The sequence below is a fragment of the Streptomyces sp. NPDC043685 genome (genome assembly GCF_056436585.1).
On the sequence record NZ_JBWKCH010000012.1, the window covers coordinates 110605 to 126166 of the forward strand.

Here is a 15562-nt window from a genome sequence, read left to right on the forward strand (position 1 = left end):
CGATCCGTCGTTCAGGTCACCGGCTCCCCGTGGTAGGGCATGGGCATGACTTCCCAGCGCCGTGAGTTCCCCCGCCGTACGGCCGGGGCCGCCGCCCCGTTCCGGCCCGGCCGTCGCACCCTGCTGCTGGCAGCCGCGGCCCTCGCGGCCACCGGGGGCGCGGCGCCCGGCGGCCCGGGTGGCGGCGCCGTAGGGGAAGCAGGCGCTCCGGGCGATCCCGGCGACCCGTACGACACCCTCCGCCGGCGCTGGCTCGGGATTTCCCTCGGCACCGGCTACGACCCGGCCGCCGAGCCCTACGCCACCCGCCTCGCCGAGACCGGCGCACTCGCCCGGGACCTGCTCGCGAGCATGGCCCCGGCCGCCGACTCCCTCTGGCCCGGCCACCCCTTCGACCCGCCGGCCGGCATCACCCGTGCCTACGGCCGCCTGTGGACCATGACCCAGGCCTACGTGCAGCAGGGCACCGGCTCGACCGCCGACCCCCGTCTCCTGGCCGGTGTCCTGCGCGGTCTCGACCACCTCTCCGCCACCGTCTACCACCCCGGCACCACCCGTTACGGCAACTGGTGGGAATGGCAGATCGGCAGCCCCCGTCTGCTGATGGACATCACGGCAGCCCTGTACGAGCGGCTGGGGGAGGCCAGGATCCGCGCCGCCTGCGGCGCCGTCGACCACTTCGTCCCCGGCTCGGCCCTCGCCGACTACACCGGCACCTCCACCGGCGCCAACCGCGTCGACCTGTGCCGCTCCGTCGCCCTGCGCGGCATCCTCGGATCCGACCCCGACAGGATCGCCCTCGCCCGGGACGCGCTCTCCCCGGTCTTCCCCCACGTCACCCGGGGCGACGGCCTCTACGCCGACGGCTCGTTCGTCCAGCACACCTGGGTCGCCTACTCCGGCACCTACGGCCAGGTCGTGCTCGACGGCCTCGGACGGCTCTTCGCCCTGCTCGCCGGATCCGACTGGGAGGTCACCGACCCGAACCGGCAGATCGTCCTCGACAGCGTCGAACGGGCCTACGCGCCGCTCATCCACGACGGGCTGGTCATGGACAGCGTCAACGGCCGGGCCATCAGCCGCGGTCTGCTCACCACCGACGACCGCGGGATCATGCGCAGCGACCACTATCACGGTCGGCAGCTCATCGCCGCCATCGCCCTGCTCGCGGCCGGTGCGAGCCCCGCGGAACGCGAGCGCTGGCACGCCCGCGTCAAGGGCTGGATCGAACGGGACACCGTGGCGCCCATCCTGACGGCACCACAGTTCGGCGTCGCCGACCTGGCCCGGCTGCACGCCATCGCAGCCTCGCCCGTCCCGGCCGCACCCGAACCCCCCGGGCACCACCTCTTCGCCGCCATGGACCGGGCCGTCCACCGCGGCCCCGGCTTCACCGTGAACATCGCCATGGCCAGCGACCGCATCGCCCACTACGAGTGTGGCAACGGCGAGAACCCCCGCGGCTGGCACACCGGCGCGGGCATGGTCAGCTGGTGGTCCGGCGCGAGCGACCAGTACACGGACTGGTTCTGGCCGACCGTCGACTGGTACCGCCTGCCCGGCACCACCGTCTCCACCAAGCGGCTCGCCGACCGCGAAGGCGGCGAATGGGGCACCGCTCGCCCCGACGCGCGCTGGGTCGGCGGCACCACCGACGGCACCTACGCGGCCCTCGGCCAGCACCTCAAGGGCCTCGGCTCCACCCTCGAGGCCCGCAAGTCCTGGTTCTGCACGGCGGACGCGGTGATCTGCCTGGGCGCCGGGATCACCTGCTCCGACGGCGTCCCGGTCGAGACGGTCGTCGACAACCGCAACCTCGGCGCGTCCGGCACCCAGCGCTTCGTCGAAGGCCCCGGCTGGGCCCACCTGGAGGGCCACGGCGGCTGGGTCCTGCCCGGCCCCCGGCCGAAGACGCTGCGCGAGGACCGCACGGGCGCCTGGTCCGACATCAACACCGGCGGCGCACCCGAGCGGCGCACCCGCCGCTGGCAGACCCTCTGGCTCGACCACGGCACCGACCCCGAGGACGCCACGTACGCCTACGTCCTCATGCCCGGGGCGTCCCGCGGGGCGGTCGCCCGCCGCGCCGCCGACCGCCGCTGGATGTCGGTGCTCGCCAACGACGCCGCCCGCCAGGCGGTCACGGTGCCCTCCCTCGGCTGCACGGCCGTGAACTTCTGGCGGCCCGGCACGGCCGGTCCGCTCACCGCCTCCTCCGCGGCGAGCGTGCTGCTGGTCCGCCGCGGCCCGGCCGCTACCCTCTGCGTGAGCGAACCGCCCCGCACCGGGGAGCCCTTGGAGATCGTCTGGGACCACCCGGTCCGCCGGGTCGACCGCGCGGACGAGACGGTCGAGGTGCTCTCCGCCGGCCGCCGGCTGCGCGTGCGCGTCACTCCGGGGACGGCGTGCGCCACCCACGTCTGTGAGGTGACCCCGGCCTGACCCCTTTGTGCGACCCCTACAAGCGACACGCCCCCGGAGCAGTCAGAAAGGGTCAACCCCGTCATGGTTCTGTTCAGGGGTACCAGGAAAACACGCCGGAGACTGTGAGGAGTCGACGGCCCGGATTCCTCGGTTGTCTTCGTAGAGTCGCTACATGACCGTTTTGGATGAGGCGCCGGGTGAGCCGACCGACGCGCGTGGACGTGTGGCCGAACTGCACGAGATCCGCGCGCAGGCGATGGCGGGACCGAGCGAGAAGGCGACCGAGGCGCAGCACGCCAAGGGCAAGCTGACCGCGCGGGAGCGCATCGAACTCCTCCTCGACCCGGACTCCTTCCGGGAGGTCGAGCAGCTGCGCCGGCACCGGGCCACCGGCTTCGGCCTGGACGCCAAGAAGCCGTACACCGACGGTGTGATCACCGGCTGGGGCACGGTGGAGGGCCGCACGGTCTTCGTCTACGCGCACGACTTCCGCATCTTCGGTGGCGCCCTGGGCGAGGCTCACGCCACGAAGATCCACAAGATCATGGACATGGCCATCGCGGCCGGTGCCCCGCTGGTGTCGCTGAACGACGGCGCCGGCGCCCGTATCCAGGAGGGCGTCTCGGCGCTCGCCGGCTACGGCGGCATCTTCCAGCGCAACACCAAGGCCTCGGGCGTGATCCCGCAGATCTCGGTGATGCTCGGCCCGTGCGCCGGTGGCGCGGCCTACAGCCCCGCCCTCACCGACTTCGTCTTCATGGTCCGCGAGACCTCGCAGATGTTCATCACCGGCCCCGACGTCGTCAAGGCGGTCACCGGCGAGGAGATCACGCAGAACGGCCTGGGCGGTGCCGACGTCCACGCCGAGACCTCCGGCGTCTGCCACTTCGCCTACGACGACGAAGAGACCTGCATCGCCGAGGTCCGCTACCTGCTCTCCCTGCTCCCGCAGAACAACCGGGAGAACCCGCCCCGCACGGAGTCCTCGGACGCCACCGACCGCCGTTCGGACGTCCTGCTGGACCTGGTCCCGGCGGACGGCAACCGGCCTTACGACATGGCCAAGGTCATCGAGGAGATCGTCGACGACGGCGAGTACCTCGAGGTCCACGAGCGCTGGGCCCGCAACATCATCTGCGCGCTGGGCCGGATGGACGGCCAGGTCGTCGGCATCGTGGCGAACCAGCCCCAGTCGCTGGCGGGCGTACTGGACATCGAGGCCTCCGAGAAGGCGGCCCGTTTCGTTCAGATGTGCGATGCCTTCAACATTCCGATCATCACTCTTCTGGACGTCCCCGGCTTCCTCCCGGGCGTCGACCAGGAGCACGGTGGCATCATCCGCCACGGCGCGAAGCTCCTCTACGCCTACTGCAACGCGACCGTACCGAGGATCTCCCTGATCCTGCGGAAGGCCTACGGAGGTGCGTACATCGTCATGGACAGCCAGTCCATCGGTGCCGACCTCACCTACGCCTGGCCGACGAACGAGATCGCCGTCATGGGCGCGGAGGGTGCCGCCAACGTCATCTTCCGCCGCCAGATCGCCGACGCCGAGGACCCCGAGGCCATGCGGGCCCGCATGGTCAAGGAGTACAAGTCCGAGCTGATGCACCCCTACTACGCGGCCGAGCGCGGCCTGGTCGACGACGTCATCGACCCCGCCGAGACCCGCGAGGTGCTCATCAGGTCCCTCGCGATGCTCCAGACCAAGCACGCGGACCTGCCGTCCCGCAAGCACGGCAACCCGCCGCAGTAACCCGGCGGACATCTTCCTCACGGAGACTGACACCCATGGAATCAGCTGACATCCGCGTCGAGAAGGGCCACGCCGAGCCCGAGGAAGTCGCCGCCATCACGGCCATCCTCCTCGCCCGCGCCGCCGCCCGCCCGACGGATCCCACCCCGGCCCACCGCGGCCGCATCAAGGCCGGCTGGCGCCGCCTGGAGCGCGAGCCCGGCTTCAGGGCCCCGCACAGCTGGCGCTGAGCACAGAACCAGAAAGCAGGCCCCTCCTGGAGGGGCCTGCTTTGTTTTGGGGGCGCGGGGAACTGCGCGACAAGCCCCCAAGAACCCGCACCCGGCAACGCAACAGCCCCCGGCAACGCAACAGCCCCCGGCGGCCCAGAGGCCGCCAGGGGCTGTCCCACAGCGAGAGAACTAACGGAGCCGAGCCATCAGCGCGTGCTCCACCAGCGTGATCAGCGCCGACTTCGCGTCGGCCCGGTGCCGGGCGTCCGTCGTGATGATGGGAGTGTCCGGGCCGATCTGGAGCGCCTCGCGCACCTCGTCCGGCGTGTACGGCTGCTGTCCGTCGAAGCCGTTCAGCGCGATGACGAACGGCAGGCCGCTGTTCTCGAAGTAGTCGACGGCGGGGAAGCAGTCGGCGAGCCTCCTCGTGTCGACCAGCACGATCGCGCCGATGGCGCCGCGCACCAGGTCGTCCCACATGAACCAGAAGCGGTCCTGGCCCGGTGTACCGAACAGGTACAGGATCAGGTCCTGGTCCAGGGTGATACGGCCGAAGTCCATGGCCACCGTGGTGGTGGTCTTGTCCCCGGTGTGGGTCAGGTCGTCGATGCCCGCGCTGGCGGACGTCATGACGGCCTCGGTGCGCAGCGGGTTGATCTCCGAGACGGCACCCACGAACGTGGTCTTGCCCACGCCGAAGCCGCCAGCCACCACGATCTTCGCGGACGTGGTGGAGCGGGAAGGCCCTCCGCTAGAGCTTGCGAAGTCCACTGAGCACCCTTTCGAGCAGTGTCACGTCTGGCTGGCCGCCGGCGTTTTCGTCGCCGCCGGGCTGATGGATGGCGACCAGTCCCGCCTCCGCCAAGTCGGCGACGAGGATCCTGGCCACGCCGAGAGGAATCGTGAGGAGCGCCGAGATCTCGGCGACCGACTTGATGTCCCGGCAGAGGTTGCAGATCCGCTGATGCTCGGGCAACTGGCCCTGCATCTGGTGCGGCTGCGCAGTGGTGTGCACCAGCGCCTCGATGGCGAGCTGGTAGCGCGGGCGTGTCCGGCCGCCGGTCATGGCGTACGGGCGCACCAACGGATTGTGATTGTTCGACGCCCCGCCGGGCGTCGGCTCGGGGCTGCGGCGCTGCGGCTGCACGGGCTGGATGCGCGGCGCCGGCGGCTGGTCGTACGGCGAGGGGCCGGGGCCCTGCGGCGCGTACGGCTGCCGGTGGCTGGGCGCGGAGGGGAAGTTGTAACGGTTCGGGTTCTGACCACCGTCGCCCTGACCCTGGCCAGGGCCGTACGACCAGTTGCCCGAAGACGAACCGCCTGGGGGTGTTGCCACTTTCTCCTCCTCCGACTGTGCCTGGCACCCATCGCTGTGGAGCCGCGTCCCAAGACCTTACGGCCCCGGGACGCCAAAACGCACCGTCCGTCTGTTAGTTGAGCAGGCTCCCCTGGAGCTCCGCACGAAGGTCCGGTGTCAGGACCGTACCGGCTCGGTCGACCAGCAGTGCCATCTCATACCCGACGAGGCCGATGTCCGCCTCCGGATGTGCGAGAACCGCGAGCGACGATCCGTCTGAGATGGACATGATGAACAGGAATCCCCGCTCCATTTCCACAACCGTCTGATTCACGCTGCCACCCTCGAAGATCCGGGAGGCGCCTGCCGTCAGAGACGTCAGACCGGAGGCGACGGCCGCGAGCTGGTCGGCGCGGTCGCGGGGGAAGCCTTCGGACATCGCCAGAAGGAGTCCGTCGGCGGAGACCACCACCGTGTGGGACACCCCCGGGGTGTTGTCCACGAAGTTGGTGATCAACCAGTTCAGGTTCTGTGCCGCCTGGCTCATCGGGCTCACACTAACGCTCCTGGTTGTAGGTGCTGTCAGGACCGAAGCCCTGGCCGTTCGTTTCACTGCCTGCGCTGCGTCCGCGCTGGACGCCCCGACGCAGGTTGCTCAGCCTGCCCCGGACGTCCTCCGGGGCGCGGGAGACCTGTGGGCCTCCCTGGTGGGTGCTTTCGGCGGCGCCCTCGATCAGGTTGGCCTTGGGCACCCGCCTCGGCAGGCCGGAGGAGGTGACCCCGCCCGCCTTGGGCTTCCGGAGCTGCGAGGCCTGCTGCCACCGCTCGTCGTTCGCCGACCGCCAGTCGTCGCCGTTGTTCTCCGGAGCGGAGGCCGGCGGCTCCTGGCTCGCGTGCCGCGCGCCACCACCCGTGCCGTTCGTACCGCTCGCGGTGGATCCACGGCGGGGAAGCCCGGCGTCGGTCATGGTGCGACCGGCGGAGGGGCTCGATCCCGGACGGTCGAAGCCTACGCGGTCCTGCTCACTCGCGTCAGCGGCCTGCGCAGATTCCGTTTCCTGGGCCTGAGAAGGGTACTGGCTCGGGTAGCCGTTGCGGTAACCGTCCTGCTGGGGCCAGTCGTCCTGGTGACGACGCTGCTCGAAGGCGGCGAATCCACCCGGTCCGCCCGAGGCGGGCGCCGAGGGCTCCTCCTGGGCCGGCTCCGCATAGGAGGGTTCCGGGTAGCTGCCGTTGGGCGAGAAGCTGTCGTTCTGCGGGAGGCCGCCGCCCGGCGCGTAGTACTGCTCGTCGTACGCGGACCGCTGCGGCTCCTCGTACGCCGTGTGCTGCTGCTGGCCCTCGTACGAGGCCTGCTGCTCCTCGTAGGGCGCCTGGCGGTCGTACGCGGACGGCTGCTGCTCCGGGTAGCCGTTCTGGCCGGTGTCGTAGGCCTGCCCGGCGTCGTAGCCCTGCTGCCCGTTGGCGTACTCGTCCTGGTACCCGGTCGCCTCCGGGGCCTGCCCGCTGCTCTGCCCGGGCAGGGCGGGCTGCTCGTGCGACTGGGCCTCCAGGGCCGCCCGGCGCTCCTCGCGCATCAGGGAGCGGCCGACCGGGTCCAGCTCCCTTATGTCGTCGGGGACTTCGGAGTAGCGGCTGTCGTCGAAGCCGAGCTCCGCGGCCGTGCGCATGGGCTGGCCGAAGTTCTCGCCGCCGAAGTTCTGCTCCGGGATGATCTGCGAGACGGTGAACTCGTCGCGGTCCACGTGCTGCTCGCCGCCACCACCGTGGGTGATCGCGTCCGGCAGCATGACCAGCGAGGTCGTGCCGGCCTGCTCGCCCGAGGGGCGCAGCTGGACGCGGATGCCGTGCCGGTCCGACAGCCGGCCGACCACGAACAGGCCCATGCGCTGCGAGATCGCGGCGTCCACGGTCGGCGGGTTGGCCAGCTTGTGGTTGATGTCCGCGAAGTCCTCGGCGGTGAGGCCGATGCCCTTGTCGTGGATCTCGATCATCACGCGGCCGTCGGGGAGACGGGTCGCGGTGACACGGACCTTGGTCTGCGGGGAGGAGAACGTCGTGGCGTTCTCCAGCAGCTCGGCGAGCAGGTGCACGAGGTCGGTCACGGCGCGGCCGTGGATCTCGGCCTCCGGGACACCGGACAGCTCGATGCGCTCGTACTGCTCCACCTCGGAGGAGGCGGCGCGCAGCACGTCGACCAGCGGGACCGGCTGGTCCCAGCGGCGGCCGGGCTCCTCGCCCGCGAGGACCAGGAGGTTCTCGCCGTTGCGGCGCATACGGGTCGCGAGGTGGTCCAGGCGGAAGAGGTTCTCCAGCTGGTCCGGGTCGGCCTCGTTGTTCTCCAGGTCGGTGATCAGGGTCAGCTGGCCCTCGATCAGCGACTGGTTGCGGCGCGACAGGTTGGTGAAGATCGCGTTGATGTTGCCCCGCAGCAGGGCCTGCTCGGCGGCGAGCCGGACCGCCTCGCGGTGGACCTGGTCGAAGGCGCGGGCGACCTCGCCGATCTCGTCCGTGGTGGTGATCGGAATGGCCTGCACACGGGTGTCGACGCGGCCCGGGTCGGTGCGGGACAGCTGGTCGACCAGCATCGGCAGACGCTGCTCGGCGATGCCGAAGGCGGCGTTGCGCAGCTGACGCATCGAGCGGCTCATCTGGCGGGCGACCGCACCGGCCAGGATGAAGGCCAGCAGCAGCGCGACCACGACGGCGGCACCGGTGATGTAGGCGTCGCGCTGGGCGGCGTCGGCGATGTCCGAGGCCTCGCTCACGGCCTTGTCGGCCATGTCGGTCTCGATCTTCTCGTACGCGTTGAACTTGAGCGTGTTGACCGCCCACCAGTTCTCGGCGGTGATGCCCTTCTCGGCGAGGGCGGCGCGGGCGCTCGGGTCGGTGCTCTGGAGCGTCGCGACGGCGGAGATCATCGACGTGGGGTTGGACGGCGGCGGGACGTAGTCCGGGTTCTTGGCCTTGGCCTCCCGGGCCATCGCCGCGGCGTCGGCCTTGATCTTGGCCTCGGCCGTGTCGAGCTTGGCGGCGTCCTGCTCGGTGCCGCCGCCGATGTACTCCTGCACGGCGATGCGCTCGAGGTAGGCGTACGAGGACAGGGCGATGCGCTGGCTGGCCAGGTTGCCGGCGTCCGGGCCGGGCTTGACCAGGATGTGCATGCCGATGGAGCGCTGCAGCGACAGGGCCGCCTTGGTGAGCTCGATGGCGTACACGGTCCGGCCGTAGCTGGTGATGTTGCCGGTGCCCAGGCCGAGCTCGTTGGCGAACTCCGTCAGGGGGTGCGCGACCTCGACATAGCCTTCCTCGGTCTGCACGCCCTTGAGCTTGGAGGTGTACGCGACCTGGCGCAGGGTGGCGAGCTTGGGCTCCGCCTTGCGGAACAGGTCCAGCCGCCGCTCGAGGCCGGGCTTCGCCGGCATGTTCTGGGCGGCGGCGTCGAAGGCGTCGGCCGCCTCGTCGGTGGCCTTGCGGACCTCCGCGACGGTCGCCTTGTCCTGGGCGGTCTGGGCACTGCCCTTCAGCAGGGGCGCCGCCGAGGCGTCACGTTCGTTGTAGAGGGCGTTGGCGTAGAGGAGCGAGGCGCGGACCAGGCGCGCGGTGTTCTGCGCGTCCTCGGCCTCCTGCCAGGTGTCGATCGAGCTCTTCACCTGGAAGCCGCCCATGACGAGGCCGACCACCACGGGTATGAGCAGGATCGCGTTGAGCCGGGTCGCCACACGCCAGTTGCGCGGGGAGAGACGGCCGCCGCTCTCGGCGGGTGCGGCCGTCGGTTCCGAACCGGGCACGGGGGCGGGCGCCGCTGTGCGCGGCGGCGGGGTGAAGTTGCCCCGGGCCGACGGCTCGGGACTGCTCTTGCTTCGCCTCACTCGACCAACAACCTCTCGGCGGTCGGCACCAACGTTGTGCCGCAGTGTTCAGAGCCCAACACGACTCGATGGACGAGTACGTCATTGACTATTGGGCAGTTCAGGCATTCCAGCACGACGACCTGCGCTCTTCCAAACAGTCCGGGGAGGGGATTCGACGTGATGTAAGCCCCAGATAAAACGGTCATAAAGAACGAGCCCCGCCAAAAGGCGGGGCGATTGTGAGCGCAGCGAGACCGGATGTGCGCGACGCGTGGCCGTACCACCACATTCCTCTGCCGAAACGTTATGAACACCTTGGCCGACCGTGTCAAAGGACACAGTCGGCTCCGGTGTATCTACGACAACTGCCGTATGACGTATCTGAATTGGGTGCTACCTCAGCCGTGCCATCAGAGCGTGCTCGACCAGCGTGATCAGGGCACTCTTCGCGTCCGACCGGTGCCGGGCGTCGGTGGTGATGATCGGGGTGTCCGGACCGATCTGGAGCGCCTCGCGCACCTCTTCGGGCTGGTAGGGCTGCTGTCCGTCGAAGCCGTTGAGCGCCACGACGAACGGCAGACCGCTGTTCTCGAAGTAGTCGACGGCCGGGAAGCAGTCGGCCAGGCGCCGGGTGTCCACGAGCACCACCGCGCCGATGGCGCCGCGCACCAGGTCGTCCCACATGAACCAGAAGCGGTCCTGGCCCGGCGTTCCGAACAGGTACAGAATCAGGTCCTGGTCCAGGGTGATACGGCCGAAGTCCATGGCCACCGTGGTGGTGGTCTTGTCCCCGGTGTGGGTCAGGTCGTCGATGCCCGCGCTGGCGGACGTCATGACGGCCTCGGTGCGCAGCGGGTTGATCTCCGAGACGGCACCCACGAACGTGGTCTTGCCCACGCCGAAGCCGCCGGCCACCACGATCTTCGCGGAGGTGGTGGACCGCCCCGCGTCAGAGCTTGCGAAGTCCACTGAGCACCCTTTCGAGCAGTGTCACGTCCGGCGCGCCGGTGGCGTCGTCGCCGCCCGGCTGGTGGATCGCGACGAGACCGGCCTCGGCGAGGTCCGCGACGAGGATGCGGGCCACTCCGAGCGGCATGTTGAGCAGTGCCGAGACCTCGGCCACCGACTTCACCTCACGGCAGAGGTGGCAGATCCGCTGGTGCTCCGGGAGCAGCCCCATGAGCGCGGCGGGATCCGCGGTCGTGCTGATCAGTGCCTCGATGGCCAGCTGGTAGCGCGGCCGCGTCCGGCCACCGGTCATGGCGTACGGCCGTACCAGTGGCTGGTCGCCCTCGTCCTCGTACGGCTCCGCGTACGGATCATGAGAGGCGGTGGGCGGGGTCATGGGTCCTCCGGGCGGGACAGCAAGTCGGTCAGCAAGCCGTCTGACGGGGCCTGTGTGGGGTGTGTGGCGGCCGGACGGTGATGTGGTGAGACGGGTGGTGCCGGGGCCGATCAGTGGAGCAGACTGCCTTGGAGCTCAGCTCGCAGGTCGGGGGTGAGGACCGCGCCCGCGCGGTCGACCAGGAGCGCCATCTCGTAGCCGACGAGGCCGATGTCGCACTCGGGGTGGGCGAGAACGGCCAGCGAGGAGCCGTCCGAGACGGACATGAGGAACAGGAATCCCCGCTCCATCTCCACGACCGTCTGAGCCACCTCCCCACCCTCGAAGATCCGGGAGGCGCCCGCCGTCAGGGACGTCAGGCCCGAGGCGACGGCCGCGAGCTGATCCGCGCGGTCGCGCGGGAAGCCCTCCGACATCGCCAGGAGGAGACCGTCGGCGGACACGACGACGGTGTGGGACACCCCGGGGGTGTTGTCCACGAAGTTGGTGATCAACCAGTTGAGATTCTGTGCCGCCTGGCTCATCGGACTCAACTAACGCTCCTGCTGGTGAGTGGGCCGTGGGTGGCTGCCGGTCTGGGTGGACCCGGCCTGACGACCCTGTGCGATTCCCCGACGGAGATTGGTCAGCCGGCCGCGCACGTCATCCGGCGCGCGCGAGACCTGCGGACCACTCTGGTGGGTTTGCTGCTGCGCCGTGCCCGGGACGAGGTTCGCCCGGGGGACCCGGCGCGGCAGGCCGGAGGTGGTGATACCACCCGCGGCGGGCTGGCGGACGCGCTCGGCCTGTCGGACGAGGTCGTCGTTCGGCGAGGCGCGCCATCCGGCGGACGCGGACCGCTGCGGACCGGTGGGTCCCTGCGGTTGCTGCGGGGCGGCCGGTGCGGAGGCGTTGTTCTGCGGCTGTTGCTGCTGCTCCTGCTGGCCGTGGAACCAGTTGGTCTCCAGCGTGTCGTACAGCGGCGTACGACCGTCGCCCGGGCCGGTCGCCGGCGGCAGGGCCTCGGGCTCCTGCCGGACGGGCCGGACCTGCGGGGCGGGCGGACGCGGGGCGCCGAAGTCGGCACCGCCCCGGGCGCCGTTGCCCTGCGGCCGCTCGAACTGGCCCGTGCCCGACGGGTCCGCCGGCGTGGCCGGACCCGGGAGGGTGGGCCGGCCGGAGCCGTTGTCCTGGCGCGGCGCGGGGTACTGGCCGGTCGTGCCGTTGTCCTGGCGCGGCGCCGGGTACTGACCCGTGGAGCCGTTGTCGTAGGACTGCGGCGCCGGGTACTGCCCGGTGGAGCCGTTGTCCTGACGGGGCGCGGGGTACTGGCCGGTCGTGCCGTTGTCCTGGCGCGGCGCGGGGTACTGACCCGTGGAGCCGTTGTCGTAGGACTGCGGCGCCGGGTACTGGCCCGACGTCGAGGACGGGTCGGGGCGGCCGCCGTTGGTGCCGTAGACGTCCGGGCGCACGAACTGGTTCTGGCCCTGCGGTGCGTTCGCGCCGAGGCCGAACGGGTCCGCGTGCTGGGGGGCGCCGAAGTCGGACGGCGAGCCGAAGCCCTGCCGGTCGCCGTCACGCGGCACGGCCGGCATCTCCGTCGTCGAGCCCGGGCCCTGACGGTCGTCGACGCGCGGCATGGGCGCCGTACGGGAGGCGTCCGTTTCCTCGTGACCGCGCGGGGCGTCCAGCGAGGCACGCGGCACCGGCGGCTGGGCGTTCTCGTCGCTCCAGCTCGGCACGCGCTGCTGGTCGCCGCCGGGCAGCTCCGCGCGCGCTCCGCCGCGCGGCGGCAGCTGCGGCCGACGGCCCTTGCCCTGCTCGGACTTGTTGCCCTGCTTCTTGCGGCCCCGGCCACCACCGCCGCCGCCGCCGAATCCGTCCTGACCCTGCGGGCCGTTGGTGCCCGCGGCCTGCAGACCCTGCGGGGCGCCGGGCGCCGGCTGGCCGAACCCGGCGCCGGCCGGAGCCTGACGGCCCTGCGCGGGACCACCCTGGTCGAAGGCCGAGGGGCCGGGACCCTGCGGTCCACGCGCTCCGCCCGGTGCTCCGGGACGGCCACCGTCCGCGTCCCGCCCGGGCAGCGCGGCCCGCGGGCCCTGGCCCGGAGCGAGCCGGCCACCGCCGGGCGCACCGCCGCCGAAGGCGTTACCGGACGCACCGGCCCCGAGGGCACCGGCGCCCTGGCCGGCACCGGCCGCACGCCGGGCCGCGGCTGCACCGGCGGCGGCCTGCGCGGCGGCGGGACCGCCACCGACCTGCGGCTGACCGGGCTGCTTGGGCTGGGGCTTCCTGCCGCCCTGGGCGACGTCCACGGGCAGCATGACCAGCGCGGTCGTGCCACCGGAGTCGGACGGGCGCAGCTGGATGCGGATGCCGTGGCGCTGCGAGAGGCGGCCGACCACGAACAGACCCATGCGGCGGGAGACGGAGACGTCCACCGTCGGGGGAGAGGCGAGCCGCTCGTTGATCGCCGCCAGGTCCTCCGGCGACAGACCGATACCGGTGTCGTGGATCTCGATCAGCACCCGGCCGTCGGGCAGGGCGTGACCGGTGACCTTGACCTTGGTCTGCGGCGAGGAGAACGAGGTGGCGTTCTCCAGCAGCTCGGCGAGCAGGTGCACGAGGTCGTTGACCACGCGGCCGGCCACTTCGGTGGTCGGCACGGAGGCCAGCTCGATGCGCTCGTACTGCTCCACCTCGGAGGCGGCGGCACGGAGCACGTCGACCAGCGGGACCGGGCGGGTCCACCGGCGGCCGGGCTCCTCACCGGCGAGGACGAGGAGGTTCTCACCGTTACGGCGCATGCGGGTGGCGAGGTGGTCGAGCTTGAACAGCGAGGACAGCTGGTCCGGGTCGGCCTCGCGGGACTCCAGTTCGGAGATCAGCGACAGCTGGCGCTGGATCAGACCCTGGGAGCGGCGCGAGAGGTTGGTGAACATCGCGTTGACGTTGCCCCGCAGCAGGGCCTGCTCGGCGGCGAGGCGGACCGCCTCGCGGTGCACGTCGTCGAAGGCCGCGGCCACCCGGCCGATCTCGTCCCGGGAGTGCACGCCGACCGACTCCACGGACGTGTCGACGTCCTGCGGGTCGGACTCGGACAGCTGCTTGACCAGCTCGGGCAGACGGTCGGAGGCGACCTTGGTGGCCGTGTCCTCCAGGCGGCGCAGCGAGCGGATCATGGAGCGGGCCACGACGAAGGCGCCGACCAGCGACACACCGAGCACGATCAGGATCAGGGCACCGGAGATGATCGCGTCGCGCTCGGTGGCGCTGCGCAGCTCGCGGGCCTTCTGTTCCATCTCCTCGAGCAGGGTGTGCTCGATGTTCTTCATCTGCTGGATCTTGGTGGAGCTGTCGTCCAGCCAGTCGCGGTAGGACCGCTTGTCCTGCTGGGCCAGACCGCTCGCGGAGATCAGGGCGCGACTCGCGTAGGTGTCGGTCGCCTTGATCGTGGAGTTGCCGCCGTCCTCGATCGGCTTCAGCAGCTCGGCGGCGGCGTCCTCGCCATAGATGCTCTTGAAGCTGCGGATCTCGGAGTTCTGGCTCTCCAGGGCCGACTCGGCGTACAGCCGGTCGTTCGGCGAGAGCCTGCCGGTGGTGGTGTTGCTCGCGGGCAGTGCCGCCGCCAGGGCCGCGCGCTGGATCGAGGAGTACTCCTTGGCGGAGGAGAACGCCGCCAGCGCACGGGTGCGCTGGATCATGTCCGGGTTGCTGGTCGCCTCGGCCATGTCCTGGGAGAGGTCGATCAGGTTCTCGATCAGACGGTGGTAGGCCTCGATCGTCTGCGTGGAGTTGCCCTCGGAGGCGTAGGCGCCCTTGCGGATCTGCTCCAGGTCGCCCAGCTCGCCGGCCAGCTGGACGAGGTACTCGCGGACGCCCTTGAGGTTGCCGTCCTTGCTGGTGCTGTCGATCTCCTCGGAGCTGTCGAGGAAGTTCTTCCGGGCCCGGTCGGTCTTCTCGCGAAGTCCCTTGACCGTGAAGTCGGTCGCCTTGCCGCCGTGCGCGAGCGGGCCGGCCGACTGGTCACGCTCCTCCTGGAGCGCGGCCGACAGCTCGGTGGCCTGCTTGGTCAGGTCCGTCAGCAGCTTCATGTTGTCGAGCTGCTGGATGTTCTCCATGGAGTCGTTGATGCGCAGCGCGCCCAGCGACGTGGCGGCGACCACGGGGAGTGCGAGCAGCGAAACCAGGCGGGTGGAGATACGCCAGTTCCGCAGGGCTATTCGCGAGCCCGGGCCGACCGGGCCCGCCGGCGGCTTCAGGCCCTTGGCCGGGGCCGCGGACCCGGAGGAGGTCGGTCCCGAGCGCTCACCGCCGTCACCGGCAGGGCCCTGGTTCTGGGCGTGCTGGGGCGAGGGGCCGCCATTCATGGGGCCAGTCCCGCCGTGCGGCTCCGGCTCCGCCGCAGCGTTGCCATCCCTCTTGAAACGTCCCTGCACTAGCGTCGCAACCTCTGGACCAGGCGCCCCGTCGCCTGAACGGCGGGACACGGTGTCGGCGTTCTGGGGACGCCCTGAAAAACGCCCCCGTGGTGGTCTTGGGTGACCGGCGCTGGCTCCCCCTTCTCACCGCCGCTCGGCGCGTCTGTGCGCCCCCTGTGCGCCGGCTCGTTCCTGCGGCGGTTCCGTGAGATTCCAGCACAGCACAGGATCTCCAACAAGGCCCGTAGGCCGAGCCGTGACCTAGGTGACACCA

11 protein-coding genes are annotated in these 15562 nt (G+C 71.0%); 3 read left to right on the forward strand and 8 right to left on the reverse strand.

The features are described 5' to 3' along the window. Positions 1-45: 45 nt before the first annotated feature. From AC0665_RS33145 to AC0665_RS33155, 3 genes are all read left to right on the forward strand, one after another. Positions 46-2442, forward strand: a complete 2397-nt coding sequence (locus AC0665_RS33145) for a polysaccharide lyase 8 family protein (protein ID WP_478706452.1) — start codon at positions 46-48, stop codon at positions 2440-2442. A 154-nt stretch (positions 2443-2596) separates the two neighbouring features. Then, complete coding sequence (locus AC0665_RS33150; RefSeq protein WP_468413046.1) at positions 2597-4180, forward strand: acyl-CoA carboxylase subunit beta; 1584 nt, start codon at positions 2597-2599, stop codon at positions 4178-4180. Positions 4181-4215: 35 nt separating this feature from the next. Beyond that, a complete protein-coding gene (locus AC0665_RS33155; protein WP_142159151.1) occupies positions 4216-4410 on the forward strand; it encodes an acyl-CoA carboxylase subunit epsilon in 195 nt (64 codons plus the stop codon). A gap of 171 nt (positions 4411-4581) precedes the next feature. Here AC0665_RS33155 and AC0665_RS33160 read toward each other — a convergent pair whose 3' ends face one another. The 8 genes from AC0665_RS33160 to AC0665_RS33195 form a co-directional block, all read right to left on the reverse strand. Beyond that, positions 4582-5163, reverse strand: a complete 582-nt coding sequence (locus AC0665_RS33160; RefSeq protein WP_014675207.1) for a GTP-binding protein — start codon at positions 5161-5163, stop codon at positions 4582-4584. After that, on the reverse strand, positions 5144-5728 hold the full coding sequence (locus AC0665_RS33165; protein WP_363118192.1) for a DUF742 domain-containing protein: 585 nt from the start codon (positions 5726-5728) through the stop codon (positions 5144-5146). Before AC0665_RS33165 ends, AC0665_RS33160 begins: the two co-directional genes overlap by 20 nt. A gap of 94 nt (positions 5729-5822) precedes the next feature. Then, entirely contained in the window at positions 5823-6236 is a 414-nt protein-coding gene (locus tag AC0665_RS33170; RefSeq protein ID WP_033321188.1) for a roadblock/LC7 domain-containing protein, read from the reverse strand. 10 nt (positions 6237-6246) lie between these two features. After that, entirely contained in the window at positions 6247-9561 is a 3315-nt protein-coding gene (locus AC0665_RS33175; RefSeq protein ID WP_478706453.1) for a nitrate- and nitrite sensing domain-containing protein, read from the reverse strand. A gap of 375 nt (positions 9562-9936) precedes the next feature. Then, on the reverse strand, positions 9937-10512 hold the full coding sequence (locus AC0665_RS33180) for a GTP-binding protein (RefSeq protein WP_097220936.1): 576 nt from the start codon (positions 10510-10512) through the stop codon (positions 9937-9939). Then, on the reverse strand, positions 10493-10888 hold the full coding sequence (locus AC0665_RS33185; RefSeq protein WP_030851927.1) for a DUF742 domain-containing protein: 396 nt from the start codon (positions 10886-10888) through the stop codon (positions 10493-10495). Before AC0665_RS33185 ends, AC0665_RS33180 begins: the two co-directional genes overlap by 20 nt. Before the next feature lie 110 nt (positions 10889-10998). Continuing rightward, on the reverse strand, positions 10999-11412 hold the full coding sequence (locus tag AC0665_RS33190) for a roadblock/LC7 domain-containing protein (protein WP_030851929.1): 414 nt from the start codon (positions 11410-11412) through the stop codon (positions 10999-11001). 9 nt (positions 11413-11421) lie between these two features. Continuing rightward, complete coding sequence (locus tag AC0665_RS33195) at positions 11422-15306, reverse strand: sensor histidine kinase (protein ID WP_478609019.1); 3885 nt, start codon at positions 15304-15306, stop codon at positions 11422-11424. Positions 15307-15562 lie beyond the last annotated feature (256 nt).

Coding starts and splice junctions, on each gene's coding strand:
- AC0665_RS33155 (WP_142159151.1), top strand. CDS start 4,216: ATGGAATCAGCTGACATCCGCGTCGAGAAGGGCCACGCCGAGCCCGAG.
- AC0665_RS33145 (WP_478706452.1), top strand. CDS start 46: ATGACTTCCCAGCGCCGTGAGTTCCCCCGCCGTACGGCCGGGGCCGCC.
- AC0665_RS33190 (WP_030851929.1), bottom strand. CDS start 11,412: ATGAGCCAGGCGGCACAGAATCTCAACTGGTTGATCACCAACTTCGTG.
- AC0665_RS33150 (WP_468413046.1), top strand. CDS start 2,597: ATGACCGTTTTGGATGAGGCGCCGGGTGAGCCGACCGACGCGCGTGGA.
- AC0665_RS33185 (WP_030851927.1), bottom strand. CDS start 10,888: ATGACCCCGCCCACCGCCTCTCATGATCCGTACGCGGAGCCGTACGAG.
- AC0665_RS33170 (WP_033321188.1), bottom strand. CDS start 6,236: ATGAGCCAGGCGGCACAGAACCTGAACTGGTTGATCACCAACTTCGTG.